Origin of the sequence: Mycoplasmopsis caviae (genome assembly GCF_024498215.1) — a bacterium.
In the GTDB taxonomy this organism is placed as follows: Bacteria; Bacillota_I; Bacilli_A; order Mycoplasmatales; family Metamycoplasmataceae; genus Mycoplasmopsis; species Mycoplasmopsis caviae.
In genome coordinates, this window is the sequence record NZ_CP101806.1 from 808,136 (window position 1) to 830,749 (window position 22,614).

Annotated in this window: 16 protein-coding genes; 7 read left to right on the top strand and 9 right to left on the bottom strand. The window is 30.0% G+C overall.

The genetic code is table 4. The features are described from left to right. Positions 1 to 20: 20 nt before the first annotated feature. Positions 21 to 1,238: a trigger factor-related chaperone gene (locus tag NPA07_RS04070; protein WP_126118426.1), complete on the top strand. Its 1,218-nt coding sequence runs from the start codon at positions 21 to 23 to the stop codon at positions 1,236 to 1,238. 23 nt (positions 1,239 to 1,261) lie between these two features. Here the strand turns inward: NPA07_RS04070 and NPA07_RS04075 are convergent, their stop codons facing one another. Genes NPA07_RS04075 through rpsF form a run of 4 tightly spaced genes read right to left on the bottom strand, consistent with a single transcriptional unit; the run spans position 1,262 to position 3,042 of the window. After that, entirely contained in the window at positions 1,262 to 1,717 is a 456-nt protein-coding gene (locus NPA07_RS04075) for a Sua5/YciO/YrdC/YwlC family protein (RefSeq protein ID WP_126118425.1), read from the bottom strand. Positions 1,718 to 1,777: 60 nt separating this feature from the next. Beyond that, a complete protein-coding gene (gene rpsR / locus NPA07_RS04080) occupies positions 1,778 to 2,032 on the bottom strand; it encodes a 30S ribosomal protein S18 (protein ID WP_126118424.1) in 255 nt (84 codons plus the stop codon). Positions 2,033 to 2,040: 8 nt separating this feature from the next. Further along, entirely contained in the window at positions 2,041 to 2,574 is a 534-nt protein-coding gene (locus tag NPA07_RS04085) for a single-stranded DNA-binding protein (RefSeq protein ID WP_126118423.1), read from the bottom strand. Between the two features lie 27 nt (positions 2,575 to 2,601). Further along, entirely contained in the window at positions 2,602 to 3,042 is a 441-nt protein-coding gene (gene rpsF / locus NPA07_RS04090; protein ID WP_126118422.1) for a 30S ribosomal protein S6, read from the bottom strand. A gap of 409 nt (positions 3,043 to 3,451) precedes the next feature. Here rpsF and NPA07_RS04095 point away from each other — a divergent pair, with 409 nt between their 5' ends. The 6 genes from NPA07_RS04095 to topA all read left to right on the top strand — a co-directional run bounded on the left by NPA07_RS04095 (position 3,452) and on the right by topA (position 7,478). Then, positions 3,452 to 3,652: a hypothetical protein gene (locus NPA07_RS04095; protein ID WP_256553151.1), complete on the top strand. Its 201-nt coding sequence runs from the start codon at positions 3,452 to 3,454 to the stop codon at positions 3,650 to 3,652. A gap of 59 nt (positions 3,653 to 3,711) precedes the next feature. Then, positions 3,712 to 4,056 (top strand): hypothetical protein, encoded by a 345-nt coding sequence (locus NPA07_RS04100; protein ID WP_256553152.1) that lies wholly within the window; start codon positions 3,712 to 3,714, stop codon positions 4,054 to 4,056. 75 nt (positions 4,057 to 4,131) lie between these two features. Continuing rightward, positions 4,132 to 4,410: a hypothetical protein gene (locus NPA07_RS04105; protein ID WP_256553153.1), complete on the top strand. Its 279-nt coding sequence runs from the start codon at positions 4,132 to 4,134 to the stop codon at positions 4,408 to 4,410. Beyond that, positions 4,398 to 4,670 (top strand): hypothetical protein, encoded by a 273-nt coding sequence (locus NPA07_RS04110; protein WP_256553154.1) that lies wholly within the window; start codon positions 4,398 to 4,400, stop codon positions 4,668 to 4,670. The genes NPA07_RS04105 and NPA07_RS04110 overlap by 13 nt, the downstream gene beginning before the upstream one ends. A 4-nt stretch (positions 4,671 to 4,674) precedes the next feature. Beyond that, positions 4,675 to 4,866: a hypothetical protein gene (locus NPA07_RS04115; RefSeq protein WP_256553072.1), complete on the top strand. Its 192-nt coding sequence runs from the start codon at positions 4,675 to 4,677 to the stop codon at positions 4,864 to 4,866. A 731-nt stretch (positions 4,867 to 5,597) separates the two neighbouring features. Then, a complete protein-coding gene (gene topA, locus NPA07_RS04120; protein WP_126118421.1) occupies positions 5,598 to 7,478 on the top strand; it encodes a type I DNA topoisomerase in 1,881 nt (626 codons plus the stop codon). Positions 7,479 to 7,509: 31 nt separating this feature from the next. On the opposite strand, the gene NPA07_RS04125 is transcribed toward topA, so the two are convergent. The 5 genes from NPA07_RS04125 to rpoB all read right to left on the bottom strand — a co-directional run bounded on the left by NPA07_RS04125 (position 7,510) and on the right by rpoB (position 22,534). Further along, positions 7,510 to 7,752 carry a YneF family protein gene (locus tag NPA07_RS04125; RefSeq protein WP_126118420.1) on the bottom strand — a complete coding sequence of 81 codons (243 nt, stop codon included), beginning with the start codon at positions 7,750 to 7,752 and terminating at the stop codon, positions 7,510 to 7,512. A gap of 60 nt (positions 7,753 to 7,812) precedes the next feature. Beyond that, entirely contained in the window at positions 7,813 to 8,898 is a 1,086-nt protein-coding gene (locus NPA07_RS04130) for a M42 family peptidase (RefSeq protein WP_126118419.1), read from the bottom strand. Between the two features lie 9 nt (positions 8,899 to 8,907). Beyond that, on the bottom strand, positions 8,908 to 14,283 hold the full coding sequence (locus tag NPA07_RS04135) for an SGNH/GDSL hydrolase family protein (protein WP_126118418.1): 5,376 nt from the start codon (positions 14,281 to 14,283) through the stop codon (positions 8,908 to 8,910). A 168-nt stretch (positions 14,284 to 14,451) separates the two neighbouring features. Next, positions 14,452 to 18,924 (bottom strand): DNA-directed RNA polymerase subunit beta', encoded by a 4,473-nt coding sequence (gene rpoC / locus NPA07_RS04140; RefSeq protein WP_126118417.1) that lies wholly within the window; start codon positions 18,922 to 18,924, stop codon positions 14,452 to 14,454. Then, a complete protein-coding gene (rpoB, locus tag NPA07_RS04145; protein ID WP_126118416.1) occupies positions 18,917 to 22,534 on the bottom strand; it encodes a DNA-directed RNA polymerase subunit beta in 3,618 nt (1,205 codons plus the stop codon). The genes rpoC and rpoB overlap by 8 nt, the downstream gene beginning before the upstream one ends. Positions 22,535 to 22,614 lie beyond the last annotated feature (80 nt).

Below are 22,614 nucleotides of genomic sequence, written 5' to 3' on the forward strand. Positions count from 1 at the left end.
TTCAAGATTAAAGAGGAACAATGATTAAATATGTTTTAGAATCAAAAAATGTGGAATATAAGGACCAAAACTGAAAACAAATTCAAAATAATTTCTTAATGGATAGTATTAAAGAGGGTAAAAAAATTTCACCAGACCAATTAATTCATGAAGCTTTTAAAAAAGATATGAACATTGCAATTAAGCAAATGGGTGACGAAATAACAGCAAAATATCCAAAAGCATTAATTTTTTCACCAATTGTTGTTGTGGAAGAAATTGACAAGGAAAAAGCAAAAGCGACAATAACTTTTGTTGTTTATCCAAAAGCTGAACTTGATAAATTCGATGTTAACATTAAACCTGATTCAAAATATGAACCAGTAACAAAAGTTGCAGTTGATGAAGTATATAAAAAGTTTATTGCAGAATACCCACTACTCAAAGAAGTTGATGAACCAATCAAAGATAATGACTATGTAAGATATGATATTGAAGTAACAAAAGATAATCAAGTGCTTTATTCTAAAAAAGATTTAGATACAAAAGTTGCAACTGACTTCTTGCCTGCTTCACTTAGCAATGAATTAGTTAATCATAAACTAAATGATGTCTTTACTTTTGAATCACCTGAAAAAGAAACAATTAAGATAACTGTAAATAAAATCTTTAGACCATTTAAAACTCAATTAACAAATGATAATATTAAGGAAATTAAGGTTGCAGGTATAAATAGCCTTGACGATTTATATAAACAATTATCAGCTAATTTTAAAAAAGAAATGGCATCAGGTTATCTTCTAAATTTCTTAAAGAAAGTTTTCATAACATTAAGTGAAAAATATGGCTTTGATTTGGCTCCAATTTTAATTGATACACAAGTTCAAAACTTTATTGATGATAAATTAGCTACCTTCCCACCTCAAAGAGCTCAAGAAATTAGAAATGCTATTGCAAACAAACAAAAAGATGGTTATGAAATTATTGATATAGCAAAAACTAATGTAAGAAACTCACTAATCAACTCAATTATTGAATACACACTTTCATCATTAATGAAAAATAAAATTAGTGATGAAGAAATTGACAAGTTTTATGAAATTGTTAAAGAAGAAACAGCCTTTAGCGGTCCAGTAAAACTAAGTAGAGAAAACGCTGCTGATATTTTAGTTAAGCAAAAGATGGCTCTTAACTTACTTAATTTAAATGATAAAGATAGTTATCAAGCTCTTTCGAATGATTTAGGGCTAAGAATTTAATTAACTGCATAAGTGCAGTTTTTTTAACGCAATCATTGGTTGCTTTGAGCATCAATAATTCTACTTGCTTGCTTGCTTCCTTGACCAAAATTATAAATGTTTTTGACTTGTGGAAAAACTTTACTTGCTTGATTAATATCAATGGGTTCATGGCCTGAAATGTTTGCACTCGTTACATACATAGGACCATTTTTTTCTAAAAATTCAAGCAGTTCCTTATTATCTGGCATTCTAAAACCTTGGTTATTACTAATTATTGAATAAGCACCAGGTCAATATTTAAGAGCTAAATTATTAGCCTCATCGCTTCATTGGCTAAATTTTTGTGCCTGTTGAATTGAAGAAACTAAAATCATTACTTTTTTATTTTTTGGGCGCTTCTTTAGAAAATAAAGTGCATCTAATGTTTCTTGGCATACTGGTCCACCTATTCCTGTGACTGTGTCAGTTGTACAAATAAAAATTTTTTCAAAATTCATAGTGGTTTAATTATATTACTAAAATAAAAATCACCTCAAAGGTGACTTTAAAATTACTAATTATTTAACTAAACGAACACGTTCTTTTGAAAAAGGCATAAGTGCCACAAAACGAGCTCTTTTGATTGCTCCAGCAATTTTTCTTTGGTCCTTTGCACAAGCACCTGTTGCTGAACGAGGTTTGATTTGTCCTGTTGTTGTAACAAATTTACTTAAGAATTCAGTGTTTTTGTAATCGATGTAAGTTAATTTTAAATCGCAAGTTTCACATCTACGACGTCTAAAGTTTGTTTTCTTTTTGTTTTTTAATGCCATGATTCTCCTTATTTAGTTTCATCAACATCAATTGAAAATGTATGATAATTTTCCTCTTCATCATCATCGCCATCAATTAAGAAGCCACCAAATTGATTAGCTGGTTGTTCCTCTTGTTTAATGTTGGCCTTAGGTGTTGTTGACTTTGCGGTTGTATTTTGTTTTTTAGTTTGATTATTATATGAATTACTTCCTGATGTAAATTCACCACTTCTACCTAATCTTTGTTCTCTAACAGAACGTGGTTCAAGTAAAGAAATATTTTCAACAGTAACTTCATATGATCAAACTGTTCCATTTTGTCCTTCATATTGTGATGAAGTAAATGAACCTTCTATTGAAACAAGTGCACCTTTTGTTGCAAAATTATTTAGAAATTCTGCTGAATTTCTTCATGCGACAATAGGAACAAAATCAGTGATTTTATCATTTGATGAACGACGATTTACTGCAACAGAAGTTCTAGCATAGGCAATTCCGCTGTTTGTTCTATACATTCTTATTTCATTAGAAATACGACCTACAAGCAATACTTTATTCATAATTTCTCCTTAATGAGAAGTTAATAACTATTCTGCTTTTTTAGCTTTACTTTGACGTGGCTTAACTTCTTTTTCTTGCGATTCTTTTTTAACTGCTACTTTTTTAGTTTCATCATTTTTTACAACTTTTTTGAATTCTCTTTTTTCTTCAAATTTAGCTCTGCGGCTTTCTTTTTTAACTTTGCCATAACCTTTTTCTGTATCTAAGTTAATTACTAAATGTCTTCAAATTTCTTTTGAAATATTAACACGACGAGTTAATTCAGCAATTAAATTACTTTCAGCTTCAAGTTCAAAAAGCAAGTATTGTGCCTTTAATGAACCATTAATAGGGTATGCTAAGTCAGTTCTTTCAAGCTTTTCAGCTTTTTTAATATTTGATTTTTTGAAGATACTTTCAACTAAACTAATGCTTTTTGATGCATCACTTTTAGGATCAAGTATCATCATAATTTCATATTTATGCATTTTTTTCTCCTTCTGGACTTCAGGGTCTCAATCGACCAAGGAGTATTATTATCCTTAAAATACTCTGCTATATTATAATACATATTTTAATTAATATACTAATGTATTTTTAAAAGTTTAATGGTTTTATTTTATTTTGTCCACCCTGTTTTTATCTTTTATTTTGTCCATTTTTAGGTTTCAATTATTATTTTAAAAAGGAGAATTTAAATTATGGAAAATCTTGTAATTAAAACCAGATTTCAAGCAGTTGATACAGGTAAAACAACTGATTATGAAGATAAAAAAATTTTAGATTTAAAAAATTCAACAATATTGAAATAGACCAAATGCCGAAATATCAAAAATATTAGGAAAATTAGGTTGTAGAACATCAACAAAAACAATTAAAAGATATAGAAATCAAATATTGATTGCATCTACAAATAACCAAGATGCAATCAGTATATCACATGGTAATAAAAATAAACTTAGGGGTGTGAAAGTAAGTGATTCAGTTATTATTGATTTAACTAATAGATATTATGAATTAGTGGAACATATTGAGAAAATATCAAAAGGTGATCTTAGTGTAGCCTTGTTGCATTTTTACAATAATGAGACTTACTAATGATGAAAAAAATTGTTGCCTTTCACTACCTTTTATAAAAGAATGCTTAGACTTGGTTATTGCAGTTCATATGCAACGAGAAAAGTAAAAAATGAGTTAAGAGAAGAAGAATGTTTTTAGAAAACGGTCAAGATATTTCTAAAATCGAGGCACAGTTTATTAAAATTTATGAAAAAATTCTAAATAAAAATCCATTAAAAGGTGTTTACCAAAATAAAAGTTCTGACTATGATTTTGGGCAAATTATTGAAATTGATGCAACACCACTTCATCTTTTTGGAGAAAGTAAGAAGTACCATATTTATAATGCTTGTTGATGCAGCAACAAAAAGTTTGTTAGCAATCTGAATTGACATTGAGGAAACAACAATTGGATATCAAAATCTTCTAACACAATTATTTAAAAGGTATGGCATTCCACAAGTAATAATAACGGATAGAAGAAGAACTTTTGAGGTTCAGATAGTACAAGAACAAATATGGAAGAAGCACTAAATGCAAGAGGAATTGAACTTATAACAAGCGAGCAATCCAAAGGCAAAACCAAATGTTGAAAGATCATTTTGAACATTGCAAAGATGAATAGGAACATTCTTTCATACAAACGGAATCAACTGTTTTGAAGACTTTTGGGAAAAATTGAACTTTTAATTGATGAATACAACAAACAATTTAAAAAGGCCGAAGCAGTAAGTAAAAATCAAATGTTTTTAGAAAGCCAAATACTGAAATTTTTGAAGAAGAGATGAATCTTGTAATTAAAAGAAAAATAGTTAATCATACTGTGAGATATGACAACAAATATCTTGCTCCATTTGATAATAATGGCGCTAGGGTTTCTATGTTTGAAAGTGGAGAGGCAAAGCTTATGGTAACTCCTGAAAATAAATTATTCTTTGTTGAGGGAAAAGAAAATATGAAGCCAGAGTACCGAAAGGAAACGAATTGAGTGCAATCGATGTATATGCAATATCAAAAATCTTGATCCACAACATCAAGGTGTAAGAGCTACAATTAAAACCATGCTTCATAATAGAACATGAACATCCAGTACATTTGAAAAACTTGAAAATATATTTAAGAATTCTGCAAACCCAAACAATAAAGACATTGAATTTATTAAAAAACTATTAAGTGAAAATCTTGAAAAGTTAAATGATATTACAAAAGAAATGAAGGAATTTATTGACGCTAATTACAAATCATTTAAGTAAGTTTTTCTTGTTTCTTCTTTTTTAAAAAGAAGAAAGCCTGTCTTAGCAAGACAAAAGAAGTTTTGCTTCTTAAGACCGACAGGTCTTAATAAGAGCCAACGGCTCAATACTTATTAAATAAGTTATTTTTTATTTCAATCAACAATTTATTTGTTGATTGAAGAATATTTAAAAGAAATTAACAAATGATGTCAATCCCCAAAAGTTATGAAAAAACTTTAGGATTGAAGACAAAATGAATTAATTAAAAGCAACTTCTTAATGATGTTGTATGTTTTAATATGCAAAATTTTAAAAAATGTAATTTAACATTTAAAAATGCGGTAAACCTTAATGTTGTACACACAAAAACAAAAAATAACACATTTTTTGCTGTTTTAGTTAAAAAATAGCCAAACTTTTATGTGTTTTGGCTATAATTTTTACAACCTTAAAAATTGGACAAAATAGAAGAAAATTATCAAATATACTAATGTATTTTTAAAAGTTGATTTATTAGAAAACTTATGTTAACTATAAGTCAAAATAATTATAAATTTTATAGATATCCTAATTTACTATAATGACTATAAAACAGCCTAATTTGGTAATTATTTTGATTGTTGAGTGCTAAGAGAAAAAAACAAAATTATTTTTTGAACATAATATTAAATTTAATATTAGTGTCGCTTTTGTGAAAAATTAGTTAAAAAAATAGTTGTAAGTTTGCAAGAATATGATAAATTAAAAATATGCATAAGTTAGTTATAGTAGAGTCACCTAACAAGGTTGAAACAATCAAAAAATATCTAGGAAGTGACTTTGATGTTATTGCATCAGTAGGTCATATTGCTATTATGAGCACGAGAAAGGGGGAACAAGGTCTAGGTATTGATTTAGAAAATTGAGAACCATATTATTCACTTGATAGTAGTAAAAAAAATGTTATAAAGGCCCTTAAAGAAGCAATTGCTAAGGCAGATATTATTTATATTGCAACTGACCCCGATCGTGAAGGAGAAGCAATAGGAGACCATATTGTTAGCTTCTTAATCAATAAAGATCGAAATAAGTCAAAAAAACAATATTATCGAATTAAGTACAATGAAATAACAAAAGAAGCAATTCAAAAAGCAATTGAAAATCCATGCGAACTGGATAAAAATTTAATTGATTCACAAAAAGCAAGAAGAATGTTAGATCGAATAATTGGCTTCAAATTAAGTCAATTAATGCAGAAAAAAATTTCTAATAGCCCAAGAGTTCCAAGTGCAGGTAGAGTTCAATCAATAGCACTTAAATTGGTAGTTGATCGTGAAGATGAAATTAATGCTTTTGTACCAAGAAGTTATCACAAAGTTGAAGCAAAGCTTAGCAATATATTAAGTGCTAATATCTACTTTGAAAATCATATTTCTGGTGAAAAGAATTGAGTTTACCCAGAAGAGTTAGATGAAGTTAAGGCTGAACTTAATATTGAACCGGTTAATATTTTAGAAGTTGTTGATATAAAAGAAACTAGAAAATCACTAGCCAAATATACACCTCTAAAACAAGCAGTTTTATACAAAAAAAGCCCGCTTACTTCTAAACAAACTCAAATTGCGGCTCAAAAATTGTATGAGGGTTATGGTGATGGTGGTCTAATAAGTTACCCAAGAACTGATAGTACAAGACTTAGTCAACATTTCTTAAATTTAGCTCGCTCTTATATTAAAAATAAATTTGGTCAAGAATATATTCTTGAAGAAATTAAAGGTTTTGCAGGAGACCAAGATGCCCATGAAGCAATAAGACCTACTGATATAACCTTACAACCTGAAGCTGCGCGAATTAAGTTCAACCTTGAAAACAATGAATACATTGTCTATAAATTAATTTATGAACACACTTTAATGTCGCTAATTAATCCACCTATTAAAGCAAGCAAATCTTACACATTTAAGAAGAACAACTTAACTTTTAAAACCAATGTAAGTAAAACAATTTTTCCTGGTTATTATGTAGTTCGTAACGAAAATGAAGATTTAGATGATCCAAATTATCAACTTTTCCAAAAAGTTGGTGTACTCAAATATGAAATTAGTGATCATGAAACTAAACCACCAGCAAGATATAGCGAAGGTTCATTAATTGAAGCACTTGATAATATAAAAGTTGGTCGCCCTTCAACTTTTGCAACAACAGTTGCAGTTAATTTAGAGAGAAAATATTTTGAAAACATTGATAAAGGCTTACATCCAACAGACTTTGGTCGACTTGTTTTAAATAAACTAATTAATGGATTCTCAAATATTATTAATGAAGGCTATACAGCTGAGGTTGAAGAACAATTAGACCTAATTGCTTCTAATAAAATAACGATCCAACCAATTATGTATGAATTTTGAAACAGATTTAACCAAACCTATGAAAATGCAACACAAACATTAGAACTTACAACAATAGCTTTTGAATACATTAATGAAAAATGCCCTGATGACAATGGTGAATTAATAATTAGAAATAATAAGCGAACCGATTCACGTTTTGTCGGGTGTGCCAACTTCCCTAATTGTCACTATGCTCGAAGTATTGAGGGTGAGTCAAATAATCAAGGTAAACGCAAATGATTCTTTAGAAAGAAAAAATAAAATATTTGTCGCACGACAAATATTTTTTTGCTTAATTATTATTTTCGTTTTTAGCGTTTGTCATTGAACGCATAACAGCTTTAATTTGTGACTCAGAAGCTTTTCTACCCATTTGTAAGAACATTGCTCTAATCATTTTTTCAGTAATAGGAGGGTTTTCTCTAATTTGTTTTTCAAAGAGTTTCTTTGAAACTATAAAAGCAATAAAACCACCCATTACAAAGAATAAAACAGCCATACCGATAACTAGTCCTATTCATCCACCTGTACTCATAATTAGCCTCCTTCATAATATAAATTAATTATTAAATATTATAAATTAAAAGTTACAAAATTAATGATATTTAATTTCGCTCTCATAAAGTTTAGGACTCATTGACTTAATAGTTTCAACAATTAAGTCACCTGCTGCCATGAGATCTTCAATGTTGCAAACACCAATTGGTGAGTGAAGATATCTTTGTGCTAGCGAGATAGTTAATGTAGCTGCTCCGCCCCTAGCGTATTGAAGTGCGCTTGCATCAGTACCACCACCCATAGCAACAAATTTATAATGCTTGATTTTTTCTTTTCTGCCTATTTTACACATTAATTCAACTAATTTTGGATTAGCCATCATTGCTCCATCCATAACTCTAATTGCAGCACCTTTACCCAATGCTGTTGTGCCTGCAATAGTACCAATTGTATCATGTGTACTAGTAGTATCAAGTGCAATTGCAATCTCTGGATCAATAAGTGATACAGATGTTTTTGCACCTCTAGTACCTACTTCTTCTTGAGCTGTACCAACTAGATACAAATCAACTGCTAAGTCTAGGTTGCTTAATTTGTGTGCTATGTATTCAAGAGTTGTAACTCCAGCACGATTGTCCATAGCCTTAGCACCAGCTAAATTTTCATTATCAAAAATTATTGTTTCCCCTGACATTAGAACTCTATCGCCAATTTGAACATTTTTAGAAATTGCTTCTTCTTTATCTTTAAATCCAAAGTCTGCATAAATTTCTTTGTTAGTTAGCGCCTTAGTTCTTGCTTCTGCTTCCATAATATGAACTGATGTGTGGCCAAAAAGTCCACAGAATCTTTTATTATCACTAGTGATAAGTGTTGCTTTTGTTCCAATAGCAACACTTGGTCAAATTCCACCAACTGGACTTAGTAATAGTTGACCATTTTCGTGAATTTGTCTAACTAAGTAACCAACCTCATCCATATGTGCAGCTACCATAAATTTAGGTGCGTTTTTAATTTTTGACTCTTTATGTAAAATAACTGAACCAAAATTGTCATAGCTAACTTTAAAGTTCTTTGAGTTAATATTTTTTACTAATGTCTTAGCTACATTTTCCTCATATCTACTAAGACCCTCTAATTCACAATATTCAATTAATCTCTTTTTAAATTCTTGTTTGTTCATATTACCTTCTTATTTATAGGGCATATAGCCTTGGTGCATATAATCAATAAGTCCTTCTTTAAATGTTTTATGAGTGAATTTATCATCACGTTTATCTTTGTAATAAATATAAACTAATACGTGGTCACTACCGTAGTTTGAACTACTCAAACCATTTGAACGACTATATAATGTGCCTGTTCAATTTCAAGTTGTTGTCATACCACTTAAATAATAATTGAGTGGATTCATGTTATTATCATAACCAATTAAAACTTTTGAATTTCCGTCTGTATATTTTGCCATTAAGGCTGTTTTATAGTCATTTAAGTTACTTGAAAAAGCATTCATAAAGCCACCCATCAAGTAACCTTCAGATGTTAAATTAGTTGCGTTTCAGAAGAGACCCCTTGGTGTATTTGAATACAAGATTGAAGCCATAAAACTATAAACTCTTCATAGTGCTTGAAAACCGGAATTGTTCTTTCTTATGTCATTATGGTCGCTATATGTTTTTTCACTTGCTTGTTTTAGAAATTCTTTAACAAGTGGAGAAGCAATAGCAGAAATTAAATTTGAAAGTTTTCCACGGATGATGTCTCATAATCCGCTTCAACCAATACCAACTTCGAATTTTTCAGTTCCTTGTGCTGAATTAAACATAACTTTATATAAACCTGCTTGGTCATTTTTAGGAGTTGATTTAAACATTAAGTTAATAAAGTCAACAATTTCAGCTTGTGGCACCTCGCTAAGCAATTGATTAATTAAAGGAATCTGGTTAAAGATATTTGATAAGTAAACCTTGCCACCTGAGCTAATGAATTTAATAGCACCTTCTTTGGTTGCATTTTTTAAGTTTTCTGAAAGTTTCTCAAAGCCATATTCATTTATTTTCTTTAATCTCTCAAAAATGCTTTCAACTATGTCATCTAAAATCGAAGTCTTAAGCAATGCTTTACCAAATGAGTGAATAAATTTTTGAATTTTAACATCTTCATTTTTATCAACACTTCAGCCACTATTTCTTAGGTTTGTTGCCAAAATTGTTCCAATTGAATAAGCAACTTCTTGGTTCTTTGTAAATAATTCACTAATATATTTTTTTATTGAATCCTTAATAATAGTTGCATTTGATGAATTCATAAATTTACTTATTGCCTCAGTTCATGAATTAAGTTGTGCATATTCAAGGTTTTTGTCTAAGACTTCTTTAATAAAAGCATCTAAAATATTTTTTAGGTTTTGCGACTTAATAACCTCTTTTAAGAAATCGCGGGCTTTTTGTTCACTTAAACCATATTGGGTAAATGGACTAACTAGATGAAAGTCATCAATAAACTTGTTAACTAATTCATCTTTTGAAGTAATACCAATAATAACCTTGTTTAGATTTTCTCTAATTACATCCTTATGTTTATTAACTATATTATTTTTAAGGATAGTTGCCACAAATGAGTATTCTTTTAATTTAAGTCCATTAACCAAAATTGGCGAAATATCTTTAATAATTTGGTCAAAATTATTGTATTTCTTGAAACTATCAACCATTGTGTTAGCTAAGTTAGGCACCATTTTTAATTCCACAAAGAAATTATGTAGATTTGCTAATAAATCATCAACTAGTGCTTTGTTTTCTGCTGATGTTGAATCAATGTCATATGGTTTAACATGTTCATCAAACAAACCTCTTAATAGTTTATGTAATGACTTATTTTTTAAGAAATCTTTTAAAACATCTTCAAGATTTTGTGCTAGTTTATCAGCTCTCTCTTGAGGCATTACATAAATTTTTAGAATATCAATTAAGCTATTTGCACTTTGGTATGAATCAATATCATTAAATAGTGAGTCTAAAATATTGTCAACAATTCTTTGTAGGCCTTCTGTGTGTTGGAATAGATCAATAAACATATTGTTAAAGTCAGCTTCACTTATATGTTTATCAATTACACTGTGAACTTTTTGAGGCAATTGTTTAAATAATTTGCTACCTAAAGCAATATCATCGCTTACATAAACTAGAATATTTTTAATGAATTTTCTTAAAAATGTATGGTGTTTAGATACTGTGTTTTTAGTTACTAAAATTTTAATTAACTTAACGCTGTTTGCTTCTCAATTAGTTTTATTAAAGAATTTTTCATTGATACTTTTAGCAAATTCAAGCATAAATGCCTTAAAGTCAATTTGTGTACCTTTTGTTTTTAGTTCAGGTAATAGTTTACCTAAAATATCTTTTGTAATGTTAAATTCTTTATCTAACGTTGGAACAATAGTCAAGAGATCACTAATAAAGTCTTGCATTTCTTGTTGAGAAATACCTTTAATAAGATTTTTTCTTTTAGACAATGACTCATATAACAATGAAGTTAATATTCTTTTAATTGAGTCTTGTTGTGAAACATTTAAGACAAATTTAGAAGCTTTTTCCACAAGATAATCTATATTGTTTTGTTCATTAAATCACAATTTGATTATGTTATTAAAATCACCTAACTTATCAATTGACATTGAATTATCAAAAATTGCTTTTGTTAAAAAGTTCTCTAGTATGTCCTTAAATTCTTTGTTATCTAAAATGTATGCAACAATATCAACAACATCTTGATCATTAAGGTTTTTAGCTTCATCAGTAGGTAATTTAGCAATTAGTTTTTTAAATAAACTTTTTGTCTCAGGGAAGTCAAAAATTTTCTTAATTAATGGCGAAATATAGTCATATGCTGACGTATTTACAAAGTTTTTAAAGATAACTTTTAGAGCATCAAATAGATTGTTAGTATTAGCCAATTGACTTTGATCAGTTTTCAATAAATCATTAATCAACTGAAATATTAAGTTTCCGAATTCATCTGTTTTAAAGGTCTTTTCGAATAATTTAGTCAAATCTTCTTTACTAATGTATTCACTAATTTTAGGTTGATTTTTATCATAAAATAAGTTAACTATTTTTTCTGCAATTGAGTTTTTAGAATTAACAAATCGAAGTGCATTTTTAACTAATTGTGAAATTGTTGCACGATATTGTGATAAGTTCGAACTAGAAACAATTTTAATCAACTTATAGGTTGATTCTTGTCAGTTTTGCTTGTCAAATATCTTGTTAAATTCATCAAGTGTGTTAGATATCACATCAGAAAATTTAAAGTTCTTAATATTACCTTTTGACAACTCGCTTAATAGAGAATCAATAAATTTGGTACTTAATTGTAATTCGTTATTTACTTCACCACTTAATGAAAGAAGTTCATAAATTAATTTTTTTAAATTATTTTCATCAATATCCTTAACTAATTCTGGATATTGTTTAATAACATTACTACCTAAACGAGAAATAATTTGTTTAAATTCATTATCATTAAACAAGTCTTTTGCAATTGATTCAAAAAACTTTCTGATGTTTTCCTTGTTTTTATTGTTGTTAATAAATACATTAAATAATTCAATGAAATTCTTACATTTAGCATATTCATGTGCACTATCGATTAGTTCAACAACCAAATTGCCAAAAGCTTCCTTAAGTGATTTTGTATTTAAAATTATTTTTATTAAGTTAGTTAAGTCGCTTTGCGAAATAAATCTTGCTATATTGTCATTATAAAATGTTTTAACAAGTGAATGAATGTCATCGTAATCTACTTCTTGAGCTACAATATTTGAAAAAATTTCTTCAAAAATTGATTTTAGTTCATCCTTATGGCCACTGATTACAGGATTTGAGCAGAAGCTTGTGATGAATTCAATAATTCTTTCTTCTTTTAAAATCTGTGTCTTAAGTGATTGCAAAAAATAAGTTAGTTGATAATTTTTTGCTCCAGGTTCATTATCCTGATCTCAGTCATATTCAAAAAGTTGCTTTTGAACATCAAGCAAGAATTTAGCCACAAACTTTTCATTAAAGAATCAATCACGAAGTGCTTTTTGATGTTCATGGTCATTTTTATACATAAAATTCTGAAGTCTTTTATTTGGATCAATTTTTGCATAAACATTTGACTTAAACATTGAATTCATAAGGTCAATAAATATTAGATTTCCTAGACCATTGTAACTTAAAACTCGATTAATATAGTTTTGTTGACTAATTTTACTCTTGTGAACTAAAAACAAATCGTCCTCTTGTTTTAAAAAAGCTTCCAAATTATCATTAAATATTTCTTTAATCTTTTCAAAAGGTTTTTCAACGTCAATTTGATGTTCAAATGAGTCTTGATCACTCTGTAGATATTTGTTATCTCATAAAATCTTATTTTGATGATATTTATTAAGATCACGTGATGGATTAATTAGTTTAATAAATACATCCATTGCCATTTTTTTATATCCAAATGTTGATGGGTGTATATCAAAAATATTTGGAGTTAGTAACTTCAAATCATTTTTTCATAAACTACTATGATATGGATTTATAAAGTATGTCTTATTACTTATAGCTGTATACTTATTTTTTTTATTAAGCAAGTCTAAAAGAATATGTCCAATGCTTAAGAGATTACCTTGGTCATTCTTGTTAATTGCTTTATCAACTAAATCCATCAAAAATGTTAATGGTAATGGATAACCCACGAAATTAACATTAGCCTTATTATTAATTTTTTTAAGAGTGCTAATAAGTTCCTTTTGTCTTATTTCTAATTTTTCAAAAACATTTTTGAAAATTACATTGAAATGTGAAACAAGCATATTATAGTCAAGGTTCTTACTTCTAATTTGTTTAACTAGATCCAAAATTGGAATATTAACTATTGCTTTTGATAATAGTTCCTTAATAAAATCATTAGCACCAAGTGTGATAGTTATTAAATTCGAATTTTTTATTTTTTCAATAATTTCATTTTTGACACTTAATAAATCTGGTCCAAACTTTGTGTTTAATTCCTTTAAGTCATCATTGTTTATTGAACTATTAGATTCATAATTTAAAAGCAGGTTTCATTCTTTGAATGTAGAACCTGAGACAGCTTTATTGTCAAAAGACTCAAGTTTATCATTAGACAATTTTTGTAGAAATGAAGCAAGGTAAGCAGGGAATGATAGTCCTTCCACACTTGAGTTAACTAGTTTTCCAGGATAATCATTATCAAGTTTTGCATCAAAACCTGCTGATATTGAATCACCAAGTGCTAAATATTTAACTGACTCATTTTCTGAAATTAAATTAAGAGATTTGGGACGATTATTTAATACTAATGCAGGTTCGCTATTATTTTTTGGCGAACTTTCGCTAGGTAGTCCTGGGATATTTGGATCATTGTGCTTTTTTGTATTATTATCAAATGATTGACTTCCACGTGGAACTACTTTGTCTTTGGTTGGCAGAAAACTTAGGCCTGTTGCTAGACCAACTGTTCCTACTAGTGTAGTTGACAAAATAATTATTGTCTGCTTTAATTTAACTTTCATAAGTTATCACCTATTTTTAATTAATAAAGAATATAAGCAATTATACTAAATTGATGCAAAAAACAAAGCAAGGGGACTACTCGCTTTGTTTTTTAGTACTTATATTATTTTTTTGCTAAAAATACTGTTTTATAGTACTTTTAGTAAATTATTAAAGTAGTTAAAATGTTAATTATTTTCGTCATCGAATGTGTCGGTGTAATAATCATCCTCATAAATCTCTTCAATGCCCATTTCTTCTTCGGTAGCTAAATCCTCAACATTTATATTAGTAAATTGTTCAAATTGGTTGTGGATATTACCAAAAACATCGCCAAAATTTGAGTCGAATAAATCAGGTCTATCGGCAAATTTATTTTTGAAATATGAACGTGGATCACGGATATCATACTTACCTTTTTCTTCAAAGTTGCAATTTGTACCCGCTGGAATTCTATGACCTAAAATAATGTTTTCTTTAAGACCTTCAAGTCTATCAGACTGTGCTGCAATAGATGCATTAACAAGAATTTTTGGAGTTTCTTGGTATGAAGCAGCTGCAAGGAATGAATCAGATAATAGAGGTGTTTGTTTAGCACCTTTAATCTTAACTTCACCAAATGGTGGTTTTTTACCTTGTGAAATTAAACGCGCACTTTCATGTTGATATGCAAAAATATCTACAAGGTTTCCACTAAAGAATTTACTATCACCTGGGTCAGTAATAACAATTTTTGAAAGCATTTGACGAATGATGATTTCAATATATTTATCACTAATTGTAATACCTTGAAGACGGTAAAGTCTTTGAACTTCTTTTAATAAATAGTTTTGAACTGCACGTGTGTCAGCAACTTTAAGAAGTTCATTAAGAATAATTGGCCCTTCAACAATTTTTTGACCTGGAACAACTTTCTCATTCTTCTTAACTCTAAGTCTACGGTCCTTACGAGCTGTATAAATCTTGCTTTGTGTGTTACCCTCTTCATCCTTATATTCAAGAGTAATTGCTTGATAATCTGTTGAGTTTCCAAGAGTGTCTTTTCTATCTTCAATCTTGGTAATCTTTCCATAATGTTCTGCAATAATAGCAGGTTTACCTCATGGAGAATCATAAGCATCAATTAACTCCATCAAACGGCCAAAACCACCTGTGATATCTTCAACGCCAGCAACACCACCAGTATGGAATGTACGCATAGTAAGCTGAGTACCTGGTTCACCAATTGATTGCGCAGCAACAACACCAACAGCTTCCCCTATATTAACAACACGGTTAAGAGATAAATCTTTACCATAACATTTCTTACATACACCATTTCTTGTATAACAAGAAAGAACTGAACGAATTTCAACAGATTTAATTCCCGCTTTAATAATTTCTTCAGTAATTTGAGGTGTAATTAATTTGTCAGCATCAAGAATTACCTTTTTAGTTTTAGGGTGAATAATTGGAACGTTAGAGAAACGACCTTCTATTCTTTCAGCAAGCGATTCAATTATTGTGTTTGTCTTTGTGTCAAGAATATCTTTAACTTCAAATCCATAATCAGTTCCACAATCATCCTCGCGAACAACAATACCTTGAGCAACGTCAACTAATCTACGTGTTAGATAACCTGACTTAGCTGTGTTAAGAGCTGTATCAGTAAGACCCTTACGAGCACCGTGAGTTGATGAATAGAATTCATAAGCTGTAAGACCATCAAGGAAAGATGATTTAACTGGAATTTCAACAGTTGAACGAACAACACGTTCATTTTCAGCATCAGCCTTAAGAATTTTAGTGTTGTTATTCATAAGACCACGCATACCAGCTAATTGAACAAAGTTTGATGAATTACCACGAGCACCTGATGTAAACATCATAAATAATGGGTTATCAGGGTCTGTTTTTGTAACTTCTTTTAAATCTTTTTCAATTGAGTCTTTAATTTCTGCTCATTTTTGAATAGTTAATGCATATCTTTCATCATCAGTTAAAAGACCTTGTTCAAAATAGTCTTTCAATTCTGCGATGTATTTATCGCCTTCCTTAATTTTGTCTTTTGTAGAAGGTAATGTTGTAACATCAGCAATTGAAATAGTTGTACCAGAAATTGTTGAATATTGATAACCAAGTGACTTAATTTTGTCTAAAACATCAGCCACAAAGTTTGTGTATCTAAATCATACTCGATCAAGCATCTTTGTATATTCGCTAACTCTTCAACCGATCTCATGATCTATTTTTCTGTATTCCATCATTAATTCTTCATTAATTGTTTCATATTCTTCTTTAATAATACGAACTAAGTTTTCAGTATGTCATACAGGAATTGGATTGTTGTTGTAATCAACTAAATTTGCACAACTGTTGAATAAATCATTTATTGTCTCACTATTTAAATCAGCAATAATTGTGGCCAAATCTTCCATTGTAACTATTGCTACGTAACGGTCAAAAATACGACGCACAATTTTTGCAATATCCTTTTTGTTTAAAGGTAAGTTCAAAGGCATATTTTTAATTACCTCTGGAAAATTAATTCCATAAGGTAATAAATAATTTTTTAATTGGTTTGCATCACCTGAAGTGTGTAAAACTTCTTTTTCACCTACTTTCTTAACTCCATCAACTTCTTTGATTTCTCTTTCAATATATTTACCAAAAATAAATTCAAAACTGTCCGGAAGAATTGAGTTGAAAATGAATTTACCAACTGTTGAAACAATGTAACGATCTTGTTCTTCAACTGGTAGAACCCTTTTGTTAACTTGACTAATCGGTAAAACAATACGAGCGTGAAGTGAAACAAGTTTGTTTTCATATGCTGTCATCATTTCATCAAATGAATTGAAATAACGACCCTCACCAACTACTTTTTCACCACTTGATTCTTGAGTTAAGTAGTATAAACCAAGGATAATATCTTGGCCTGGGTTAATGATAGGTTCACCATCTTTTGGTCCAAGGATATTTTTAGATGCAAGCATTAATTCTTTTGCTTCTCTAACAGCTTCATCACTAATAGGTACATGGACAGCCATTTGGTCACCATCAAAGTCAGCATTAAATGGAGTACATGAGAGTGGATGAAGTTTAATAGCTTTACCACGAATTAAAACAGGTTCATAAGCTTGAATTGATAAACGGTGCAATGTAGGTGCACGGTTTAGTAAAACTGGACGCCCTTGAATTGCTTTTTCAACATATGGTCAAATAATAGGATCAAGATTTTCAACTGCTTTCTTACCAGCTTTAATTGAATTAATTTGATTATCGCCTTTAATTAATTCTTTAATAATTCATGGTTCAAACAATTTAGCAGCCATTTCACGTGGAATACCAACTTGGTGCATTTTAAGTTCAGGCCCAACAACAATAACTGAACGACCTGAATAGTCAACACGTTTACCAAGTAGGTTTTGACGGAAACGACCTTTTTTACCTGTTAGTGCATCTGAGATAGATTTAAGTGGACGGCTATCTTTTGATGTAACAGGGTTTGGTTTTTTACGTGCATTATCAATTAATGAATCAACTGCTTCTTGAATCATACGATACTCATTTTGTTTAATTAACATAGGAGCATCAGTTTCTTCTCATTTTTTAAGACGGTTATTTCTAATAATAATACGACGATAAAGTTCATTAATATCACTAGTTGAGTGACGACCACCATCTAATTGAACAAGTGGACGTAAATCAGCAGGAATAACTGGAAGATCATAAATTAACATACTTTTTGGATCTTGACCAGAGTTAATAAACGCATTAATTACAGCTAAACGTTTGTATAATTTTGCTCGTTCCTGAGTTCTTGCACTTGATTGACTTTTATCCTTAAGTGAACGATTAATTTTCTTAATTTCTTCATCAATTAGTTTTGCTTCTTTATGTAAGTCAACATGTTCTAATAAGTATTCAATTGCTTTTGAACCAGTTGAAATAATTGCATCACTATATTCATGAATAATTTCATTATATTCATAGAAATCGATACCATAATCTTTACCCATTTTACTGGTTGCATATGATTCAAGTTCGCCTAATGATTCGCTGATTATTTCGAATTCTTCTGTACCTTCTTCATATTTGCTTTTAATTTCTAATAAAGCATCACGGTAGATAACAGCAGCATCAGCAATATCGATTATTGAATTCTTTTGCAATGATTTTATTCCACCACTTTCCAAAACTATGTGGCTCTTGTAGTAAATAAGTTTTTCTAAGTCAGCTTTTGAAACTGCTTTAGAACTATTAGCAACTTTTAAACCTAATAATTTTGAAATAATTGAGTGGTCGATTTTAAAGAATCAAAAGTGAACAACTGGATTTTGTAGATGAATGTGCCCCATACGACTACGACGTGAAATTTTAGCTAAAATTGTTGCTTTTGATTTTTCACATAATGGAGTTTTTGAACATTGAGTTCCCTCATCACTTCTTTTGTATTTAGTTCCACAAACTGGACACTTAAAATCAGTTGTTGGTCCAAAAATTAATTCATCAAATAAACCTTCACGTTCAGGTTTGTAACTTTTATAATTAATTGTTTCAGGTTTTGTTACTTCACCATTTGATCATTCCAAAACATCTTCTTTAGTTGCTAAAGAAAGAGTAATCTTTTCAATTTCACGATCTTTATTCATTTTTTCTCTATCTGTAAAATTATTCATTTGAATCTCCTCCTCTAATATCGAAGTGTTGTTGGAAATCATTTTCGTCTTGTTTTACTTTTTTAAGACCAAGTTTCATTCCTAATCCTTTTAATTCGTAACTTAATACATTAAATGATTCTGGAACACCTGGCTTAGGTAATTCACGACCTGATGCTAGTGCTGCATAAAGTTGGTTACGACCATTAATATCATCTGACTTATATGTCAAAATTTCTTGAAGAACATTTGTAGCACCATATGATTCAAGTGCTCATGTTTCCATTTCACCAAATCTTTGGCCACCGTTTTGGCTTTTTCCACCAAGTGGTTGTTGTGTAATGAGTGAGTAAGGTCCAACTGAACGCGAGTGCATTTTATCGTCAACCATGTGGTTAAGTTTTAACATATACATAACACCAACTGAAACTGGTTTGTCGAATTTATTACCTGTAATTGGGTCAATTAATCATTGTTTTCCACTTAAAGGTAATCCGGCTTCCATTGTAACATCGTGGATTTCTTCTTTCTTAACACCATCAAAAGTAGGTGTAACAAATTTACATCCAAGTTTTTTAGCAGCCATACCTAAGTGAATTTCAAGTACTTGGCCAATGTTCATACGCGAAGGAACACCTTGTGGATTAAGCATAACATCAACTGGTGTACCATCTTCAAGATAAGGCATATCTTCCTCTGGTAAAACTATTGAAACAACACCTTTGTTACCATGTCGACCTGACATTTTGTCACCAACTTTGATTTTACGTTTGATAGCAATTGAAACCTTAACGATTTTTTCAATTCCATCCTCAAGAGTATCACCATTATCACGACTTAATACATCAACACCAATAACTGTACCATTATGACCATTTTTAACTTTTAATGATGTATCTTTAACATTTTGTTGTCTTTGTTGAAGAACTGCTGAAAGAAGTTTTTCTTCTTGTGATGGATTATCATCGCCTTTTGGACTAACACGACCAACCAAAACATCACCAGGTACAACTTCTGAACCAATTCTTACAATACCATATTCATCTAAGTGTCTTGTTGCATATTTAGAAACGTTAGGAATATCTAATGTTAATTCGTCATCGCCTGCTTTTGATGTTCTAAATTGAATTGTTTGCTCTTCAATATGAATCGAAGTGAAAACATCATCCTTAACTAAACGTTCATTAAGAATAACAGCATCTTCATAGTTATAACCTTTGTATGTTGTGAAAGCTACAACAACATTTTTACCTAATGCTAATTCTCCATCTTTAAAGCTTGAGCCATCTACAAGTAAGTCGCCTTTTTTAACTTCTTGACCCTCTTTAACAAGTGGTCTTTGGTGTACTACTGTATCTTGGTTTGAACGTTGGAAATTTTTAAGATAGTAAGTATCAAGTGCACCTTTTTGGTTTCTAACCTTAATTTTCTTACCATCAACAAACTCAACAACTCCGTCATTTTTAGCAACAAAGTTTCCTGATGAGTATTTAGCAATATCAGCCTCAATACCTGTTGCAACAAAAGGTGCTTCTGGAATTAATAAAGGAACTGCTTGACGTTGCATGTTTGAACCCATAAGTGCACGATTAGCATCATCGTTTTCTAGAAATGGAATACATCCAGCAGCAACTGAAACCATTTGATTTGGTGCAACTTCAATAAAGTCAACTTCTTCTGGTTTACCAATAATGTATGAATAATTATGACGCATTGTTAATTGATTATCAACTAACCTGTTTTTTTCATCAACCTTAACAATTGATTGTGCAATATTAAAACCTATTTCCTCAGCAGCTGTTAAGTAATGAACTTCTGAATAGTCAACTACACCATTTTCAACTTTAAAGTAAGGAGTTTGAAGAAAACCATATTTATTAACCTGAGCATATGTTGCAAAGTTTAAGATAAGACCAATGTTAGGTCCTTCAGGTGTTTCAATAGGACAAATTCTTCCATAGTGTGTTGCATGAACGTCACGAACTTCAAATTGTGCAGTATCACGATTAAGACCACCAGGCCCAAGAGATGTAATACGACGTTTGTTTGAAATTTCAGCAAGTGGATTAATTTGATCCATAAATTGAGAAAGTTTTGATGAGTTAAAGAATGTTTTCATTTGTGTTGAAATGAGTTTATTGTTTGTAACATTCTTTGGTGTTACCTTATCTGGTTCTTTTGCCCCCATTCTTTCACGAGTTGTTTTTTCAAGTTTAGCTAAACCAACATTTAATTGGTTTTGTAATAATTCACCAACGGCAACAATACGCTTATTAGTCATTGAGTCTGGATCATCATCTTGTCCAATACCATCAAGCAAGTTAAAGTAGTAACCAACTGCAGCAATAATGTCAGAAACTAATAAATGTTGTTCATTAGATTTAGGATCATTACCAATAACTTTAACTGGTTTAAAACCTTTATCCATTCATTTTTTAGTTGGATAAACCTTTAAAACAATAATTTTGTTTCTGTGTTTTAGTGACTTATTTTGTGCATCACTTAATAATTTAGCATAAGCAATCTCAGGCTTAACCCCTTCAATTTCAACAGAAGGTAATTTACCACTATCAAAATTGCTTTGGATTAATAATGCAATTTTATGTGTGATTAATGTACCTTTTTTTAGTTTTTCTTCATTACCTTTTGCGTTAACAACAACTAAATCTTCAGCTAAGAATGTATCTGAAATACGATCCACTAAATTTAGTTTTTTGTTTAACATGTAACGACCTGTTTCACTAAGGCTGTAACGTTTTCAATGGAAAAGTAGCCCTGGAATTAAGTTAGCAATTGACTCATCAGTAATACGATCACCACGACGAAGAACTCTAAATAATTCTTCTTGACAATTCTTGATAATTAAGTCAGCATCATGTTCAGGGTTAATTTTTTTATCCTTTTTGATTGTTTCTTTTAAAACATCTGAATTACCAAAAAGGTCTACAATGCTTTCTTGGTTTAAGCCAAGTGAACCTAAGAAAGTAACCAAGTTAACATTTTTATTTTTGTCAATTCTAATTTTTACAGTATCAGGGGTTTTGGTTGTAACCTTGTGTGAAATTTCAATTCATGAACCAATACGTGGAAGAATTTCTACCTTGTTAAATAGGTCATCAGATTGTTTATTTCTAACACCACGACCAAAGTAAGCACCTGGTGATCTAATTAGTTGGCTAACAATAACTTTTTCACTACCGTTTATGATAAAACTTCCACCGCTTGTCATAAGTGGAATTTCACCTAAAAGAACCTTGTCATCTTTAACGATACCTGTTTCGGTAGTAGTTGCTCTAAATTTTGCATAAAGCTTAGCTGAATAGTTTGTACCTTTAACTCTTGCTTCGCTAATTGCTTCATATTCCCTAGATGGAATTTCCAAATCAGCAGAATTTGGAATGTATTCTAATGAAACTTTTCTGTTGGTAGCTGAAATTGGGTAATGTTCTCTCAATGATTCTTCAATACCTGTTTTTTTGAATCACTCAAATGATTCCTTGCTTGTAACTAAAAAGTCAGGAACATTTCAAGTTAATTTAGTTACAGAATAGTCACGACGTTCAGTAATAGGCCCATATTTACGAACTTTGTAAGGGTATTTATTTACATATTTTTTTGTTGCAACATCCATACAGTAATACTCCTTTTGTACATATAATAAAAACTTGCTAGTTTATTTATATACCATAAAATTTGAATTTCTAAAATAAA